Here is an 18,240-nt window from a genome sequence, read left to right as displayed (position 1 = left end):
GATTAGTTCTTCATGTGGCATAGAAAAGCACCTCCTTCAATTGATATTTCTATCTTAGCAAGAGGTGCTTCATTTTTGTATGCGTTGTTTGATTACGGGTTTACCCTATACCAACCGAAAAGAAGGGTGAGAGAATGGGTTAACACAAGAAGATTGTCAATACGACGATCTTTTTTACTGAGGAGAGATTAAGTGTAATTGGGAAAAAGGAATTTACGGAGTATCATATTGACTAATAGGAATGTTTGTTCTATTGTTGTCTTAAGAACGAGGGGGTGTGGGATATGAGACCCAATCTAACAAAAGACATTAGCATGAAAGACTTCGATGAGTATTATTGGCTAAAGAAAGAATTACAAACATTTTGTAGGAATAATGGGTTGAGTACTACTGGTTCAAAGACGGAACTCTTTGATCGGATTAAAACCTATCTTCTGACAGGTGAGATAGTAAAGCCAAATAGAAACCGAAAAGTAAATAAAAAGATAGATACCGATTCAGAATTAAGTCTTGAAACGGTTATTACAGAAAATCATCGTTGTAGTCAAGATGTAAGAGCATTCTTCAAAACAGTTATCCCGAAATTTCACTTTTCTACTTATATCCAAAACTACTTTAAAAATAATATCGGAAAAACATATCGTGATGCTCTAAATGCTTGGTATGAGGAAGAAGAACGAAAAAAAGACCCCGCATATGAAAAAGTCATCGCACCTCAATTTGAATATAATCAATTCATTCGTGATTTTTTTGCTGATCCAAAGAATCAAGGGAAAAAACGTGATGAAGCAATTAAAGCTTGGAATAAAATAAAAAAACTTCCAGGAAGTAATCAATACGTCTCCGAATAAAAATTTAAATTCTCCCAGATTAAACTTCTTGGTTGAATAGATAATTAACCTAAAAGAAGAAAGTTAGTTAATTGTGAAAGGGGAATTCAATTAACAGGTGCTAGTTAAATTTGATATGCAAGTATGGAATAAATGATATTAGCGTGTTTTGATTTCAATCATAACATGCTATTTTTATGGAATTGAAAATAATTTGATGGAATTGAAACTTTTCGTATGCCCAGTTTACTCTAATTAGTGAGGGGAGGGGAAACTAAGGTGAAACATGATATACATACAGTGAAGAGGGCCATGAATGGAGATGCTGCATCCTTCGAGGAACTGCTTTTTAAAGAAGAAAAAATGTTGTATTATAAAGCTCTTTCGTATGTCGGGAAGAAAGAAGATGCTTTAGATGTGATTCAAGAAACAGCATGCAATGCATTCCTTTCTATTGGTCAGTTACGAAACCCAGAATATTTTTCAACTTGGTTATTTCGCATTCTTATTCGGGAGTGCTATAGATTACTGAAAAAGCGGGAACAAATCATTCCTTATGAGGAAAACGAATTATTAAGAAGATTAGAAAGTAAGCAGGACAAAGAAATTGAATCATTTCATTTGAGTGAGGCATTATCCAAACTTAATTCATCCTATCAAACATCCATCATTCTATTTTACTATCACGATTTGTCGATTCAGGATATTTCCGAGGTGATGGAAAAGCCTATCGGTACGATTAAAACTTACCTGTACAGAGCCAAGAAAAAGTTGAAAAGGGAGTTAGAAAGGAGTTATCAATTAAATGAGAAAATCACATGATCCGTCAGATTTTCCAAAAGATGATGTTCGCTCAGCGATTCAAGCAGGTATTGCTCAAGCCGAGGCACAAGTGGTGAAAAAGAAAGATGGTTCACATAATAGAAAAAGTAAGAGTAGAAAACGAAGAGTACTATATGGTTTAGGTAGCGTAGCAGCTATATTTGTTATATTGCTAGTTTTTTCTTCCTATTCTCCTGCCTTGGCAAACAGCTTATCCAGGATCCCATTCATTGGCTCTGTTTTCGGAGATTCCGACTTAATTGGTTTACGACAAGCTCATGAAAAAGGATTAACAAGTGAAGTTGGGGAGACACAGACGATCAATGGAATATCTGTGACCGTGGATGAAATTTTGTATGACAATAATAATATTACGATAAGTTATATCATCGAATCAGAAAAAGACTTGGGAGAATTCTATTTTGGTGCTGGTGCAGATATTACGATTAATGGTGAATTACCTATGGGAGGATCTTCAGGTTACTATGGGGAAGATATACAATCATCTACAACTCGGACTGCCATTCAAGGGATGGACGTAAGCGAGGAAATGCCGGATGAGTTTGAACTCGGATTAATTCTGCATGGAGAGAAGGGAGAAACATGGTATTTCTCTACTCCAATAAAACAAATTACAGACATCAAAAAAATTCCTGTACAGCATACACAACATGTTGACGGTATTGACCTCACTGTAACAGAACTAACATTAAGTGAAACGGGTATCGGTATCTCTTTTGAGAGTTCTGAAGCAGCAAAGGACTTTGAATTAAGTCGGGCAGGTGATATAGAATTTGTTGTAGTTGACCAAAATGGAAATGAAATTACGAATCATTCTGGTGGGGTATCTGGTCACAGGATAGAAGATAGATTAGTGTTTACGAGTAGAAAGCGACACGATCCCGTCGATTCAACTGTGACTGAACTAACCATCACTCCTTATCTAAGACTTGCGACAGATGGAGGCGGAGTGGAATTGGGTGAAGACGGTAAAGTCAGAGAGTTGGAGTTTAAAGGGGATTTGTTAAAGCCAGTAGAATTTGAATCATTTAAAGTGGAAATACCTCAATGAATTCATAGAAATTAAGAAAACCAGCTCAGGAATAACCTAAGCTGGTTTTGACATTAGGAGACAACAGTTTTTTTAACATTTTGTGGCAAGAACAATCCGATTAACACACCAAGTAGTGCGGGTGCAATCCAGCCAAGTCCAATATCATAAAGTGGTAAATAGTCCATATAGAATAATTTAACCGATTCAAACATAGCGAAAGATGCGCCTGGCAAGCTATCCACTAACGCGCTATAGCCATCAAAGAAGCTGACACAGAAAGTCAAGAAGATGGCCGCTGCGTAAACACTTTGCTTATGGCTAAAGAATAATGAACAAAGCGTTAGTAAAATCAGTATAATTGCTATCGGATATAATAACATCAAAACAGGAATCGCAAATTGAATAATGTTGGTCAGACCGAAGTTTGCAATGATAAATGACATCAGACAAAGAATGAATACAAACCATTTATAGCTGACTCTAGGGAAGACCCGATTGAAGAATTCACTACAAGCCGTAATCAGTCCGATACTCGTTTTTAAACAAGCTAATACAATAATGATTGCCAGTAAAATATTTCCATAGGAACCGAAATAATGCTGAGCCACTGCGGCAAAGATCAACCCGCCATTTTCATAAGTTCCTATAGCAGACACGCTTGATGCCCCCATATAAGTGATGAGACCGTATATCAGCATCATAAGAATCATGGCAAAGATTCCTGATTTTAACGTCGCTTTCGCAATGTCCTTGGAATCCGTGATGCCTTGTCTCTTAATTGCGTGGATGACAACGATACCGAATGCGAGTGATGCCAGGGCATCCATCGTGTTATAACCCTCTTTAAATCCAGTGATAAACGCTAGATTACTATAATCACCAGTTGGCTGACCGAATGCACCCATTGGTTTGATGATGGCAATAAGAATGATGACCGATAAAAACAGTAAGAATGCCGGAGTTAAATATTTGCCGATATAGTCCATAATCTTTGCTGGATTTAAAGAAAAGTAGTAGACGATTGCAAAAAATATAAAGCTGAAAAGCCCCAGATATAAACCTGTATGTGCTGGATTGATATATGGTTCAAACCCAACGACGAAAGGGACTGTTGCTGTTCTTGGGATGGCAAAGAATGGCCCAATCGTCAAGTAAAGAGCTATGGAGAACACAATTCCAAATAGTGGATGGACTCTACTTGCCAAATCGCGTAATCCACTACTTCCAGATAAACCAAATGCTAAAATGCCGATGATTGGCAGCCCGATTGCGGTTATGAGGAATCCGATTAAAGCTGGCCAAAAATTGGTTCCAGCAAGTTGTCCCATTTGAATCGGAAAAATAAGATTTCCGGCACCAAAGAACATACCGAAAAGCATAGTGCCAATGATGGCATAAGTAGAGAATGATATTTTTTGCTGCATAATTATGTTCCCTTCTAGATGAATTTTATCTATTCTATCACCATCTTCGCGAGTTAGCTATAGCAAAAATCATTATAAAAATAGTAAAATCTTTCACTCTAGTGGAAGTTATCTATGAATAGTTTTGGCCTGTCTTTATTACTTCGATATTAATTCAAAGTAAGGAATATTATGGTAGAATATCATCTAAACAGGAGCAAAGAGAAGGTGGCATATGGAATTCATCACTGAAAAACTAATATTTATCGCTTTATTTATATTTATCATTCATTCGATTGAAACGCTCGCTTATGCTGTGAGACTGTCTGGTGCAAGGGTAAAGATGATTGCTTCTGCTTTATCATTGTTTAATGTTATGGTGATTGTTTCGCGATTGGCGAATATGATGCATCAACCGGTTACTGGTAATTTAGTTGATACCGCTCCCGAAAGTAATGCTTTAGAGTTTGTTGAAGCGCAATATCGTTTTCTGATAGGGGCTTCAACCGTAGGAACAATTTTTGGAATACTGCTTCTCCCAACTTTTGTCGCACTGTTTTCAAGGGCGATCATTCATTTGTCGGAAGAGAAGGGTTCCGTACCGTCTTTGTTCAAGAGAATTTTTTCATTACATTACATCAAGCGAGGGTTGACCCATTTTAGTCTCCCTAAATTCTCGTACTTAAGAAACACAAAAATAAAAGATATCCCCATAAGATTGTTTTTTGTGAATATGATTATTACTGCAATCTATACAATAGGTGTACTATCTGCATTATATGCAGCATTATTAGTGCCTGAAAGAGGAATGACGGCAACAATGGCATCGGGGCTGATAAATGGTCTTGCAACGATATTATTAGTTATCTTTGTTGATCCAAAGGTATCTGTAATCGCAGATGATGTTGTGAATGATAGAGGTAGTTATTTATCATTAAAAAGCATTTCCATTATGATGGTTTTATCAAGATTATGCGGAACGATTCTTGCACAATTATTGTTTATTCCAGGAGCTAAATATATTGCGTGGTTTACGACGTTTTTTTGATTTTATTAATTTATATGGCCAAAACCATCTATCTCACCAGTAAAAGTAATCCCTCATCATTTAGTCAGATGAGGGATTACTTTTATTTACTATTAACTAGTTATGCTTCAATTTCTTCATCATCAGCTTCCTTATACTCCAAAGCACGTTCCACCGGATCAATTTTCTTACCATATATTTCTTTCGCTTTGTACGTATGTATTTCCTCATAGATTGTTTTCATCTGTTCATAGATTAATGCTTCTGATTCATCATTCGGTGACCAGTATAGAATCTCTAATGGTGCATCTTCGTCGGTTTGAAAGGAACGATTGCGGTAGATGATCGAGTCGGCATGTTTGAAATTTTCCCTTGAGTAGAAACGCAATCTCTTTTCCGTATCTGTATCTTCATAATTGACCGGTTCAACTTCTAAGATAATCGGCTTGTTCTTCTTTTTCAGTTTTTCGATGAGTTGATGGCCAATTCCCTGACCTCTTGATTCACTGGATACCCACAAGTAATCAATAAAAATAAATGTATCAAATTCGGCATAAAGCATGACATGGTTCTTACTTTCATCCTTATGATATACTTCACCTTTGTCATCTAATAGGAGTTCCATATGCTCTCTGGACTTCATCTCTTCTACTGGAAAATATCTCTTCAACTTTTCATACCATTCCACGGCAAAACCTCCATAACTTATTTCAGGATTGCGTTTATTATAAATCAATAGCTTCGATTTATACAGTACTTATAAAAATCATTTTCTTAATCGGGGAAACTTGAGACTTCCGGGCAATCTTTTAACAAGCAGCATAGGAAAAAAGCTGGACCTAACCTCAGATCCAGCCTATCATTTATTTTAGGACGTCTTATCATACGAAACTTCAACATCAACCTCAATGTTTTCTCTGCGGTTTTTATTGCCTTTCCAGTAGAATAAGGCAGCAATTAAAATCGTTATGATAAGCCCGCCAGTTTGTGATGTGGCTCTGTACTAGGTTAACTTTTATATTTGTATTCTATTAATTTACTGGGTAATATTGTAAATAAGTTTAAAAGATGCTAATAATAAAAACAGATAAGGAACCAACAATGAAGGAGCAGGTAAGATGACAGATGAAAGCAAAGTATGGTATTTATTGATATCATCTTCCAGAAAGGCTGTCCGTTTAGGTATCATCATTCCGATCGTTTTTGCACTTACGGTTGTGATTACTGGTTTAACGGCAGTTCTTCTGCAAGATACATATGAAGGCTCCATCCGGGTATTGAAAATTGGAGCAAGTATCGGCTTTTCAATTATTCTCGTATTTTACCTGATTACCTGGTTTTCCTGTTTGGCTTTTTTAAAGGAAACGAAGCAAAAGGATATTACTGATGAAAAACTGCGGAGACTGGTAGTCATGAATCGTGTCAGTTGTATTCTGTTTATGATACCAATCATATATTTCGTCGGGCTGTTCGTATTCTTTAAAGTGAAAACCTTCGCGGAAGGAAAAGTGCAAAAAGGAACGCTAGATCAAATTTTATATCATTATTTCATAAATAAATAATGAAGCTTAGGAGAGAGAAGTATGAAGAACATAATTGGCATTCTAATGATGGGACTTTTATTCTTATCCGCATGCAGTGGTGGGAATACGGAGGTTGAATCCGACAGTAGACAGATAGAAGAGACCCCAACTCAAACAGAAAAAAGCAATGGGCAACCCGATGGGGCTCAGTCAGAAGTAGAAGATTTACAATTACAGGTGACAAAAGTGGATGCAGAGTCAGGTGTCACCATTGAAAATAATGAAACCTATCAGCAACTGAATGAATTCGTTAATGAAAATATCAAGTTCGGTGCACCGAATGACTTCTCCATGCTATCTGTTTCCATGATGGTGGATGATAATGGGAATCAGCAAATGCTGTTCTTAGGAGTGAATCGAATAGGGACTCCGGTGAAAAATATAACGTTCGACATCACTCTGGGTAGTACAGAAGGCGATATGGTCTGGGAGAACTTCCCGGTCACATTGGATGAGGAATCTGTAGGTGTGATGGAAAACAATACAGCATTACCTATCTTCCTTCCGGTCACTTCACAAGAACAAATTGATGTGATGAAAACAATAAGTCAGGAAAATCTTGTAATGGAGATTAACAATTTCAACTTTGAAACGGTAGAATAGTAGACAATGTAAATCCTTACAGAGCAAGTGGATTTTTTCTATGAATTGAAATGGAGGACCAGGATGAAAGCAAGATATGTATTACTTACTGCCTTTTTAAGTCTCATCATTAACGGAATCAGCCTCTATAACCTACCGATTGGATACATTTCCATCTTCGTTATGATGCTCATATTTATCCCCAATCTATTTCTGAGGATCATTGCAATCGGAAAGAAAAGAAAGGTGCAGGGGTCTAATAATATATTCGTGAAAGCCGCGATTGATTTTGAGAAAAATACCCATTCGAAAATCCCTTATATTTTGTTGATGATGGTGATGTATTTCGGAGGGACCGGGCTTATTTATTTCCAAATCTATCAATATGATTATATTGATAGACTCATCACAGATAATGTTCACCTTCCTATATTTTATACGGTTGCACCTTATTTAGTAGGAGTGGGGTACGTACTATTTGCTGCGAGCCTGGTGATGATGACGGTTCATTTCAGGAAAATTTTCCAAGAAGCAGGCATATTCCAGAAAAATGAGGAATCGAAGTATGTGGAGAGTGGTCGTAGGTCATCTGAAAGATGATGAGGGGCAGTAGAATATAGGAGTAAATTCGGAGTCAAAAAGGGGATCGTGAAGATGGATAAAAATATATGGATGGGAAGATTGTTATCAAAAATCGGCGGAATCATTTGTTTAAGTATCGCAGCCGTCTTGATTTTGATCAGTATAGTGACACCTGTAACGATCACTATCAATGGAGAACAAACTATCGGAAGGATATGGGAAATCGCCAGTCACCCTTCAGCTTTTCTATTCTGGTTGGGTATCTTATTTTATCTGATTGTTTTAGGTATAGCAGGCCTATTTATCAGTAAACGAGCTGTTGTCAAGCCGGCAAAGGGACTTGGTATTATATTGATTTTCTTAGGTTTCCCTGCGTTACCGGTATTAGGAGTTGGATTGTTATATATGATTGCTGGTGTACAAATTGTTTTCACATCTGGAATGAAGAATTTACACAATCTAATGTGAAAAGATATTGGAGGTGCGAACAGGGAATATAACACTGTAAGTGCTGATGGATTAGCATAAGTTGAATTGTTCCCATCTTGGCCATTCCATTGTATAAAAATTTTAAACAACAAACAATGTTTATAGTGTGAGGGGACTTTATATTGATACATGATAAAATAGAATTTTACCATTCGAAAGGCAAACTTTTTCTTGGAATTATTTTCTCATTATTATTTGTCGCTATGGGAACTTTCTTGATATATGTTGCTTATATAGAATCTATACTAATTTTCTTTTTGATATTGTTTACTATTGTTATGTTAAGTTTTTTTGCTGGTGCAAATATATTGAAGATGTTCCGAGGCTATCCATATATCATCATCACAGAGGAATATATTCAGTTAGATCCGTTTACGAAAAGTGAAGTAACAATTTATTTTAGTGATATAGAAAATATAAAGATATCTGAAGTTTCATTTCAAAAAATATTGGAGATTGTTTTATATGAAGAAGATGATTATTTTGCTCAATTGTCCTTACATAATAAAATTAGATTATTTATGAATCGAGTAACTGGATTTTCTTTATTTACTATTGGCTTAAATGCTATTCGGAAAAAAGAACGTTCTGCACTTTTAGGGGCGTTAGATTTTATTATTCAACAAAAAATAAGTATTGAATCTACTTTTATTGAAACTGCGCAAAAACATCATAAAGAAGTGGATTTATTGGAAAAATATAATCCAACTCCAGAGGTCGAGCGATCCATCAATCGTTCATATTTTTTAAAATCGTATAGTCATGGCTTCATGATATTTGCCCTTTCGTTTATATTTTTCTATTTACTGCTTGGTAGAAATAATAATTATTTATCTTATATTATATTTAACTTCATTATTTATCCTTTTGCCAAAGTGTTAATTGATTGGTTATTTGGGTTTAAGTTTAGACATAAAATAGAAAAGCAGAAAGGTGTTACTTATTATTTCAAACAATTATTATATATGTTTGATTTTATTCTATTCCATGTAAGTTTTTTAATTGCTCCCTTTGGAATATTGTTTTTGTTGATACGTATGGTCGTAATTCGAATTAAGCGGTAGGAAACACTAGGGTTGAAAACTAACTATCTATTGAAGGAATATAGATGGTTATAATTAAGGGCCATTCAACCATTATCTATAACCCTAAAAAAGAAGCATGAATTAGTGCTTCTTTTCATTTCAATCAGTATGATAAAGTTTAGAACGGTTTTTCTGTACAAAAGAATGGAGGTAAAGAAAAATGAAGTTGATCCCCATCTATACGCAGAATTTTAAAGAACGCCAAAATTTCACGATTTTTATCGATAAGCAAACTAATCGCACATACAAGGCGTATCAAAAAGAACTCAGTCAGAAATACTTTTGGATTGCTTTTTTTCCTATTTTAGCCCTATTAAGAGGCATAAAAGATATATCGCCCTCTATCTCCAATCTAATGGTTATCCTATTTATTCTATGTCTTGTGGGTATTGGGATAGTCTCTGGAATGCTATTCTATAAAAAATTCGTTTATGAAGAATTAAGGGAAATTTATTTTACAGAAGCAGAGGTAAAGGATTATATAGAACGAGGAGAGAAAGTATTCAAATTAGAAGTATCTATTGCATTAATCAGTTTTTGCATTGTACTTCTTTTAGTATATTTATTTTTTGTATTTAAGAATATTGTTTTTTTAATATTTATGTTTTTTTCAATGATATTTTTTATAGTATATTTATGCCGCTTACCATTAGAGAGGATTAAGTTATACATATAAACTTTGTTGTATTCAATGAATGAGGGGTGAAAAAGTGCAAAAGAATTTAATCCCAATTTATAGAGAGAAAGAAATTTATACAATTGTTTATGATACAGAGCAAAATAAGCTATACAGATTTTCGCACCGAAAGTTAGGTTCATCGTTAACCTATATGGGGCTATTCTTTTTATTTCTCTATGGTTCTAAAATGCTGAACGGAATCTATCAGCACTATAGGAATCCTTTATTAGATTTATTTCTATTTGTAGTATTATTGATAAGTTGCTTCGTTATTTCAAAAGTACTAATGAATCAATTTTATTTTCAACGTATGGAGCATCATGAATTTTATAATAAAGATAATATGAAACACATTGCAGACATGGGAAGAAAACAACTTCGTAGAGAATTAATTCTCGGATTAGGATTATGTTTGTTCTTGTCTCTTATTGGTTTAGTGCTTTTCGTAATGATTCGCCAAATTGAGCCTTTGATTGTTTTTGGTTTAGGGCTAGTACCAATTTATATTATTTTATTAACTAGACCTTTTACACGTAATGTGATATTTAAAAAATTTCAACGGAAGGAGATTGATTTATGATTTTATAAAGTTATTCCCACTGGAAAGATAGCATTCCTAAGTCTGCCTTTCAAAGCAATCTTATGTTCCAATACTATTACATATTCATTCAAAAATATCCATAGGAAAACCCGAACAGCAAAATCTGTCCGGGCTATCTTCATACAACTTATACAAACAAGCTCAAAGCCAATACAAACACAAGTCCACAAATAGAAATCAATGTTTCAAGAACTGTCCATGTTGCGAATGTTTCTTTCATGGTTAAACCAAATGATTCTTTAACAATCCAGAAACCTGTGTCGTTTACGTGGGATGCAATGATACTTCCTGCACCTGTTGCGAGTACTAATAGTTCAAGGTTAACATCACTTCCGGCAATCAGTGGCATAACTAATCCTGCTGTTGTAAGGGCTGCAACGGTTGCAGAACCTTGAGCAAGTCTAATTAATGCTGCGATCAACCAAGCTAGAATTAGTGGGGAAATTGTGCTGCCTTCAAAGATTTGTGCAACATAATCTCCAACACCACCATCAATTAATACTTGTTTTAACGCTCCACCAGCACCAAGAATTAGTAGCATCATACCAATTGCAGCAACTGCATTTTCTGCAGATTTCATCAAGTCCGTCATTGGGATCTTTCTTGCGATACCCATTGTATAGATAGCAAGTAGAACTGATATTAACATAACCGTTGTTGGAGCTCCGATCATTCCAACAATATCGAAGAATAAGTTGCTTGAAATACCTAACGCATCTTGCAATAAAGTAATAATTGTTGCAACACCCATTAAGATAACCGGGAATAAAGCGGTAAATGCACTAATCCCGAATCCAGGTGTATCTTCCAACTTATACTGTTTCGCTTCACCGATGGAAGCCATACTTCCTGTAGGTTGTTTCTCAAAAGCACTTGGAACCATTTTCTTAGCAAACTTCGCAAATAGGGGACCTGCGATAATCGTCGTTGGAATAGCAATGATAAAACCATAAACGAGTACCATCCCTACGTTTGCTCCAAATTCTTGAGCAATAACCGTTGGTCCTGGGTGTGGCGGTAAGAATGCGTGTGTAACTGATAACGCGGTCGCCATCGGTAAACCTAACCATAAGAATTGAATTCTCAACTGTTTAGAAATCTGATAAATGATTGGAATCAATAATACTAGTCCAACTTCAAAGAATAGGGCAATACCGAGAACGAAACCAGCAGTAACAACCGCCCATTGAATTCGTTTCTCTCCGAATTTTTCAATCAATGTCATGGCGATTCGCTGTGCTCCTCCAGCGTCTGCAATCAATTTACCAAGGATTGCTCCCAAACCGAAGATTAAAGCAATTCCGCCTAATGTTCCACCCATTCCGGATTCAATAGAACCGACAATTTCATTTATCGGCATTCCTAAAGCTAGTGCGACTAGAAACGAAACGACAACTAATGAAATAAATGTATTCACATTAAATTTCATAATTAAAATTAATAGTAAGACTACGCCGAGTGCGACAATCAGCAATGGCATTTAAACTCTCTCCCTCTGTATCCCTCTGAATTTAGATCTTCTAAATATGAGTTTTTATTCGAATTCAATAACTGCTTTTCTTACTTTATCTGGATTCTTTTCTATAAAATCAAATGCTTCTTGAACTTGATCAATATGGAAACGGTGTGTCACCAGTCCGTTATGCGTTAGTTGCTTTGAATTGAGTAATTCTACAATTTTACCAAACTGGTTTGTTTGCAATCTGGAACCAGCAATCGTCAATTCTTTCTTCGTAATATGCATCATGGCAATAGATGAAGGGGTTTCATTAAATCCTAGAGTTACGACATTCCCTGCAGGAGATGCTACTTCTACCGCCAATTCAAATGTTTGCGGCACACCGACTGCATCAATGACAACATTGGCTCCTTCATCATTCGTGATTTCATTTATTCTGGTTTTTATATCTTCTTCTTGTGGATTGATTGTATAATCTGCTCCGTTTGCTTTTGCAAATTCAAGACGTTCATTCGTGAAATCAGAGATGATAACCTTTGCTCCACGGATTTTAGCCATTTTTAATACGGTAATTCCAATTGGACCTGCGCCTTGGATGAAAACAGTTTGTCCTTCTTGCACGTCGCCTCTCCAAGTTGCTTGGGCACCGATTGTGTATGGCTCGGCCATTACTGCTTCATCCCAGTCAATTTCAGGATCAATCGGGTGGACTTGTTTTTCAGGAAGTGTAACGAATTCTCTCATTCCGCCATCTTCATGGACACCGAAAACAGAGACTTCTTTACACACGTTTGGTCGTCCGCTTTTACATGCGTAACATTCGCCGCAATAAGTGATTGGTTCGATGACGACATGATCGCCGACCTTCACACGGGTTACATCGGAACCGATTTCAATAATTTCACCAGCAACTTCATGTCCGACAATTCTCGGATAAGTAGCAAGCGGATTTGTTCCGTGATATATATGCATGTCTGAACCACAAATCCCTACTCGTTTAATCTTTACTTTTACTTCGCCGGCAGATTCCAATTGCGGTTCTTCTACTTCCAATGTTTCTATAACATTAGCTTCTGGTATACGAATTGCTTTCATGAATATTCCTTCCTGTTTTCATCGAATTGTAATCCTTTTCATATATGGACAAGAAAATGCATTACTAGATTATATTCATCAGCTAACATGTAACATTTCACATGTCATGAGTAATACGATACAATATTTATAAATGAGAGTCAATAGATTTTCAGGAAAAAAGAATGCGTTTACTTTTTCACAAAAAGCATTATATAATTAAAATATCATAGCACGAAATTACTAAATCAAGGGGGAGCTGACATGGCTAGAATTGAGACTTCTCTCTTAACGAAACAAGTTTATGAGGTACTGCGGGAGAAAATCGTTGCAGGGGAATTTATGGCTGGGGATAAGCTCGATATCTATAAATTGGCAGAAGAATTTGGGGTAAGCCGATCACCAGTCAAGAGTGCAGTGGACGAATTGGTACATGATGGGTTAATTGAAATCATACCACGTAAAGGTACCTATGTCACAGAACTGGATTTCACTGAATTCAATGAGATACTTGATGCGAGATTAATGATTGAAGAATGGGCTGGAAAGCAGATGATTGATACGATCTCGCCACAGCAAGTGGAAGATTGGGGAAATATGGTTCGAGAAATGGACGACATATTAGAGACCTCACCATTCCGTTTTGATGCTTACAACAAACTAGATATGCAGTTCCATTCCACGTTGATTGAATGGACAGGCAATAAAAAAATACTTGAGCTGTTTTCTTCTTTGAACACGCACGTATCATTATCCCGTGTTGTCCATTCCACGTCGCTTGAAAGTACGATTAAAAGGCATAAGGACCATGCGAGATTATATGAAGCAATGAAAAACCATGATTTGACCCTTTTTTCAGAAGCAATCACCGAGCATATTACGAGTATTAAAAGTGAAGCAAAACTTCGCTGGGATGAATTAACGATTTAGTACTTGTACTGTCGGTCACGATTTATACAGCATTTTTATAAGTCTTGGATGAAAACTGCTCCAGGGCAGGGAGCAGGCCTTTGATGGATTATCCGTTTGTCAATATATTCAAATTTGCAAAACGTATGGTATTTTTGTCTAGAGAAAACTGAAAGCGCTAACTATTGGTGTTCATTATTTAGGTGAATAACCTACAAAATACCTCTTATACTATGAAATCGTTAGGAGTCATCAAAATATCACCACGAAAAACGAATCTCCGTTTTCCAGTGGTGATTTATTTTAGGAGAAGGTAAGGATTTTTTCAAAGCACTCTAAAGTGAGACTTAAGAAAATACGAATTGCACCCAATAATACAAGAAGAACAAGGTAACCAGGGTAGATATTGGTATTACAATCAGTGAAACCTTCAAATAATCTTTCCACTTTATTTTAATTTTATGCTGTCTAAGGATATACATCCAGATGAGCGATGCAAGTGTACCAATCGGTGGCAATAGGGCCCCAATATCACTTCCAATAATATTTGCGAGATAGATTGTTTTTAACGTAATCGGATCGAGTCCCATATCAGTAAGGGCGATGGTACCGACCATCAAGGCAGGATGATTGTTGAATATATTTGATAGAAGAGAAACAAGCCCTCCCATGGCAAAGCTTGCGTAAAACAACCCTTGATTGACGATTGGCTTAAGTGTTTCTACTAGAAAAGCTGTCAAGCCCACGTTGTTCAATCCGTAAATGATGACATACATAGAGAAAGCGAAGATTAAGATATGCCATGGTGTTTTTTTCAATATATCAACCGGGTTCGTACGCAGATGATGCCAGCGCCAAATCAGCAACGTGATAGAACCTAATACAGCCACGATCCAAATGGGAATGGCGAAATAAGATGCTACAAACATGAGTAGTCGTATCATAAAGACGAATAGAAGTAATTTCAGCATGAATTTGGTCCGTTTTTTATTGGTTTCTATTGAAAGTTTCTTTCTTTTTAAAGGATGGAAATTCCTATCAAAATATGATTCTTCTATTTCATTAGCTATGTCCGGCAATTTTTTCGGCAACTTGTTCTTTACTACTATAAACATCAACATAGACATAAATAGTAGTCCTAATGTTGCTGGCACAAACATCATTGCAGTTTGCATGTAAAGTGACATATCTACAATTTGCAATCCTATCAAGTTGACGATATTACTAACACCAATCGGGGCACTGGAGGCGGTCGCAGTTAAAGCCCCCGTTAATAAATAGGGAATTTGTTGAGGTAGTGTAAGTTGAAGGTTTCTTAATAGTAGAATTAATATCGGTGTCGTAATCAAGATACTTCCATCGTTATTAAATAATAAGGTCATCAAAAAGCATAATAGTTGAACATACCAATAAAGACGGTACCCTGAACCTCTCGCTAAATTTGTAAGTCTAGCTGCAGCCCAGTAAAAGAATCCGAAGCTTTCTAGAATGACTGCCATTACTATGGTTGCGATGATCGTTATGGAAGCTCCACTAATTTTACTTGTAATATCGAGAATGTCCGCTTTCGATACAATACCTGTTAATAGAATTAATCCCGCACCAATACTCGCCGGAACTACTTCGTTCATTCCTTTAGGTCTCCAGAAGATATTGGAGGGTACATTTGAAAATGAGAGACTATTTAAAATCCATGGTTGGAAGGCATATTAAAGTTGATCGTGGCGGACCAGAGTCAAGAAGTGGGATGCTTCTAGATGTTCAAGATGATTTCTTCACGCTCTTAACAGAAGAGGATGGAGTTGTATATTATAAACTACAACATATCAAGAGCTTAACCCGGGAACCGAAAAATGACTATAGTCATCATGCAAGAAACTTTGGAAATGATATCTAACGAAGAAGAGCAGCCGGACTCTCAAGATGCAAAAGAAGACCTTGTGATTTCACTTACGAATACAGAAAAGGACACAGAAAAAGTGGATAATACAGCTGAAGTGGAGGAGCAAACAAAATCAATAATAGAAACACCAGAGATGGAGCATGTTGAATCCAAAACTAAAGAGGTTAACCAAATAGAAATGGAGAAAGTCGCTTCCGTCATTCATGAAGATAACTCAGTTGAAAAGAAACCATTAGATTCTATAACAAATGATATTAAGCCATCTGAAGAAAATCCACTTGAACCGAATCAACAAGACTCCATAATAATTGAGGACAGCCAAGATGAAGTTAAGGCCCCCCTATTGATAAAAGAACAACATCCAGTTGAAGTGGAGAAAGTCGAATCTGTACATGAAGAGATTCTAAATACTTCTGAAGCGCAATTAACGAATAATGAAGATGGGGAAAAAACGTTCGATCTGGTAATTCACCAGAGTGACCCGAACAAGGTAATGGAAGTCGATCCGGAAACAGATGTGATAGATAATCGAATTCAGGCACAGGAAAGTAAAAAAGGTACCAACTTTGAAGTTCTTGATTGGATGGAGAATCGTCTATCAGATTCTTATGATGAAGATATATACATTGAAGAATATCTGGATTTTCATGGATTCGGGGACAACGGAGCAAAGAATGAACGAGACAAGGTGTCAAAAGGAAGATATAGAAATTGGAATGGATCATCTGATGAAGATTACAATAATCCAAGTACACGAGTACTGTATATTATACAAAACTGGCATCAGCATAGTTAGGGTAGTGGACTAAAAAGGAAACAAATATTTTGTAAAGGAGGTATAGTATGGAAACATTACGGCCTTTTCTAGATCAGAAAGTGAAAATTGAAATATCAGGAAACGAGACACTCCGTGGAAAGTTAATCGATGTTGGGTCTGATATTATCGTTTTATTTAATGGAAAAGATTATTTATACATTCCTTTTATGCATATTCAACATTTTTGGGGCAATCAGGAAGATGAAGAGGAATATAATGAAACCGATTCTGTCCCGTTCAATACAACCACTTTATCTGTCCGCTCAATCTTAACAAATGCCAAAGGATTGTTTTTAGAAGTAAAGGTTGCAGGAAAACAATCGATACATGGATATGTCACAAGCGTACAAAGCGATTATATCATTTTTTACTCCCCGGTTTTTAAGATTATGTACATCCCTTTTCACCACTTGAAATGGATAATACCATACCACACTTCGATGACTCCATATGCTTTAGAGTATAGTATGCTGCCTGTTAACCCCTCCAACATTTCCATCGCAAGGTCGTTTGAAGTACAATTGAACAAATTAATCGGTAAAGTTGTCGTTTTTGATTTAGGTATGTCGGAATTCCGAATCGGACAATTGAAGAAGATTGAATCGAAATTTATCCATTTGGTAACGGCGAAAGAAGAAGTCATCTTAATCAACTTGAATCATATAAAAACTGCCCATTTTAGTTGAATGAAATGGAAAAGGTGAAGACGGGAAATGTCATCACCTTTTATTATTTCTTTCGAGAATTAAAAGCTGCTAAGCTTTGATTGGTACTTTAAAAGAAGAAATTCTTATATCCTTGGAATAGTAGATTGGTATCAGTGTAAGCTGGATTTTTGTTCGATTAAGGTATATAATAATAGTCAAAAAGTCTTTAGTCTAGAGCTTCAACTAATTAAGCTCTGCAATAAGAAGTAATTATTTATTTAGTTTTGTTTATTCTTTTCTGTTTAGAAGAAACGAAATCATACATAGGTGAAGAGATACATGGTGACAGACCATTCCTCTGTCGATAATAAGGAGAGAAGGTATGAAGTATCAGGGTCGGTTGGTTCTATTATTTATGTCTTTATTGACATCGTTTATTTTTGGGGTATTGAGTGACGGTTTAACCCCGTTATTTTTTATGTTTGCTATTGTACATGCCATAGTATCATGGCTCTTTGGAAGCTGGTATGATAAAAGTAGTTACTTTTCTTATCATGATCCGTTAACCGGTGTTTATAATCGCAGGTATGTGTTTAGTGCAAAATAAAAGTTAAGAGAATTGCAACCAAAATGTTAGAAGGTTGCACAAAAAGAAAAGGCTTGCCAGCCCTCTCAAAATACCCTACCGTTATTG

At 36.1% G+C, this 18,240-nt stretch carries 21 protein-coding genes; 16 read left to right on the top strand and 5 right to left on the bottom strand.

All coding sequences use genetic code 11. The annotated features are described in order from the left end of the window. The first annotated feature begins 284 nt into the window (after positions 1 to 284). From ACFSBH_RS14535 to ACFSBH_RS14525, 3 genes are all read left to right on the top strand, one after another. Positions 285 to 851 (top strand): DUF6434 domain-containing protein, encoded by a 567-nt coding sequence (locus ACFSBH_RS14535; protein WP_379598283.1) that lies wholly within the window; start codon positions 285 to 287, stop codon positions 849 to 851. Positions 852 to 1,109: 258 nt separating this feature from the next. Then, positions 1,110 to 1,652, top strand: coding sequence for a sigma-70 family RNA polymerase sigma factor (locus ACFSBH_RS14530; protein ID WP_379598281.1), 543 nt, complete (start codon positions 1,110 to 1,112; stop codon positions 1,650 to 1,652). Then, positions 1,636 to 2,724, top strand: coding sequence for a DUF4179 domain-containing protein (locus ACFSBH_RS14525; RefSeq protein WP_379598279.1), 1,089 nt, complete (start codon positions 1,636 to 1,638; stop codon positions 2,722 to 2,724). The genes ACFSBH_RS14530 and ACFSBH_RS14525 overlap by 17 nt, the downstream gene beginning before the upstream one ends. Before the next feature lie 53 nt (positions 2,725 to 2,777). Here ACFSBH_RS14525 and brnQ read toward each other — a convergent pair whose 3' ends face one another. Then, positions 2,778 to 4,130, bottom strand: coding sequence for a branched-chain amino acid transport system II carrier protein (gene brnQ / locus ACFSBH_RS14520; protein ID WP_379598277.1), 1,353 nt, complete (start codon positions 4,128 to 4,130; stop codon positions 2,778 to 2,780). A gap of 214 nt (positions 4,131 to 4,344) precedes the next feature. On the opposite strand from brnQ, the gene ACFSBH_RS14515 reads away from it, so the two are divergent. Beyond that, positions 4,345 to 5,157 carry a lipid II flippase Amj family protein gene (locus ACFSBH_RS14515; protein ID WP_379598275.1) on the top strand — a complete coding sequence of 271 codons (813 nt, stop codon included), beginning with the start codon at positions 4,345 to 4,347 and terminating at the stop codon, positions 5,155 to 5,157. A 100-nt stretch (positions 5,158 to 5,257) separates the two neighbouring features. Here ACFSBH_RS14515 and ACFSBH_RS14510 read toward each other — a convergent pair whose 3' ends face one another. Further along, complete coding sequence (locus ACFSBH_RS14510; RefSeq protein ID WP_379598273.1) at positions 5,258 to 5,824, bottom strand: GNAT family N-acetyltransferase; 567 nt, start codon at positions 5,822 to 5,824, stop codon at positions 5,258 to 5,260. 430 nt (positions 5,825 to 6,254) lie between these two features. On the opposite strand from ACFSBH_RS14510, the gene ACFSBH_RS14505 reads away from it, so the two are divergent. The 7 genes from ACFSBH_RS14505 (at position 6,255) to ACFSBH_RS14475 (ending at position 10,716) form a co-directional block, all read left to right on the top strand. Further along, positions 6,255 to 6,698: a hypothetical protein gene (locus ACFSBH_RS14505; RefSeq protein WP_251517325.1), complete on the top strand. Its 444-nt coding sequence runs from the start codon at positions 6,255 to 6,257 to the stop codon at positions 6,696 to 6,698. A gap of 21 nt (positions 6,699 to 6,719) precedes the next feature. Then, complete coding sequence (locus tag ACFSBH_RS14500; protein ID WP_251517326.1) at positions 6,720 to 7,322, top strand: hypothetical protein; 603 nt, start codon at positions 6,720 to 6,722, stop codon at positions 7,320 to 7,322. 63 nt (positions 7,323 to 7,385) lie between these two features. Then, positions 7,386 to 7,901: a hypothetical protein gene (locus ACFSBH_RS14495; protein ID WP_251517328.1), complete on the top strand. Its 516-nt coding sequence runs from the start codon at positions 7,386 to 7,388 to the stop codon at positions 7,899 to 7,901. Positions 7,902 to 7,955: 54 nt separating this feature from the next. Then, a complete protein-coding gene (locus ACFSBH_RS14490; RefSeq protein WP_251517330.1) occupies positions 7,956 to 8,351 on the top strand; it encodes a hypothetical protein in 396 nt (131 codons plus the stop codon). Between the two features lie 143 nt (positions 8,352 to 8,494). Then, positions 8,495 to 9,436 carry an STM3941 family protein gene (locus ACFSBH_RS14485; protein WP_379598270.1) on the top strand — a complete coding sequence of 314 codons (942 nt, stop codon included), beginning with the start codon at positions 8,495 to 8,497 and terminating at the stop codon, positions 9,434 to 9,436. Positions 9,437 to 9,617: 181 nt separating this feature from the next. Then, positions 9,618 to 10,133 (top strand): hypothetical protein, encoded by a 516-nt coding sequence (locus ACFSBH_RS14480; protein ID WP_379598268.1) that lies wholly within the window; start codon positions 9,618 to 9,620, stop codon positions 10,131 to 10,133. A 34-nt stretch (positions 10,134 to 10,167) separates the two neighbouring features. Continuing rightward, positions 10,168 to 10,716 (top strand): hypothetical protein, encoded by a 549-nt coding sequence (locus ACFSBH_RS14475; protein ID WP_379598266.1) that lies wholly within the window; start codon positions 10,168 to 10,170, stop codon positions 10,714 to 10,716. Between the two features lie 148 nt (positions 10,717 to 10,864). Here ACFSBH_RS14475 and ACFSBH_RS14470 read toward each other — a convergent pair whose 3' ends face one another. Then, positions 10,865 to 12,217: a gluconate:H+ symporter gene (locus ACFSBH_RS14470; protein ID WP_379598264.1), complete on the bottom strand. Its 1,353-nt coding sequence runs from the start codon at positions 12,215 to 12,217 to the stop codon at positions 10,865 to 10,867. Between the two features lie 54 nt (positions 12,218 to 12,271). Next, positions 12,272 to 13,291, bottom strand: coding sequence for a zinc-binding alcohol dehydrogenase family protein (locus tag ACFSBH_RS14465; RefSeq protein WP_379598262.1), 1,020 nt, complete (start codon positions 13,289 to 13,291; stop codon positions 12,272 to 12,274). Positions 13,292 to 13,534: 243 nt separating this feature from the next. On the opposite strand from ACFSBH_RS14465, the gene ACFSBH_RS14460 reads away from it, so the two are divergent. Continuing rightward, positions 13,535 to 14,200, top strand: a complete 666-nt coding sequence (locus ACFSBH_RS14460) for a GntR family transcriptional regulator (RefSeq protein WP_379598260.1) — start codon at positions 13,535 to 13,537, stop codon at positions 14,198 to 14,200. 326 nt (positions 14,201 to 14,526) lie between these two features. Here ACFSBH_RS14460 and ACFSBH_RS14455 read toward each other — a convergent pair whose 3' ends face one another. Continuing rightward, positions 14,527 to 15,870, bottom strand: coding sequence for an arsenic transporter (locus tag ACFSBH_RS14455; RefSeq protein WP_379598285.1), 1,344 nt, complete (start codon positions 15,868 to 15,870; stop codon positions 14,527 to 14,529). Here ACFSBH_RS14455 and ACFSBH_RS14450 point away from each other — a divergent pair. From ACFSBH_RS14450 to ACFSBH_RS14435, 4 genes are all read left to right on the top strand, one after another. Further along, positions 15,846 to 16,076: a hypothetical protein gene (locus tag ACFSBH_RS14450; protein WP_251516806.1), complete on the top strand. Its 231-nt coding sequence runs from the start codon at positions 15,846 to 15,848 to the stop codon at positions 16,074 to 16,076. The genes ACFSBH_RS14455 and ACFSBH_RS14450 overlap by 25 nt on opposite strands. Further along, the gene (locus tag ACFSBH_RS14445; RefSeq protein ID WP_379598258.1) at positions 16,048 to 16,878 is read left to right on the top strand and encodes a hypothetical protein; all 831 of its coding nucleotides are present in this window, start codon (positions 16,048 to 16,050) and stop codon (positions 16,876 to 16,878) included. The genes ACFSBH_RS14450 and ACFSBH_RS14445 overlap by 29 nt, the downstream gene beginning before the upstream one ends. 47 nt (positions 16,879 to 16,925) lie before the next feature. Then, positions 16,926 to 17,585 (top strand): DUF2642 domain-containing protein, encoded by a 660-nt coding sequence (locus tag ACFSBH_RS14440; protein ID WP_379598256.1) that lies wholly within the window; start codon positions 16,926 to 16,928, stop codon positions 17,583 to 17,585. Between the two features lie 343 nt (positions 17,586 to 17,928). Beyond that, positions 17,929 to 18,153, top strand: a complete 225-nt coding sequence (locus ACFSBH_RS14435) for a hypothetical protein (RefSeq protein WP_379598254.1) — start codon at positions 17,929 to 17,931, stop codon at positions 18,151 to 18,153. Positions 18,154 to 18,240 lie beyond the last annotated feature (87 nt).

The sequence above is a fragment of the Oceanobacillus luteolus genome, assembly GCF_042678205.1.
GTDB classification, from domain to species: Bacteria; Bacillota; Bacilli; order Bacillales; family Amphibacillaceae; genus Oceanobacillus; species Oceanobacillus luteolus.
The sequence above is the reverse complement of the archived record's forward strand: the minus strand, read 5'-3'. Positions and strand labels throughout refer to the sequence as shown.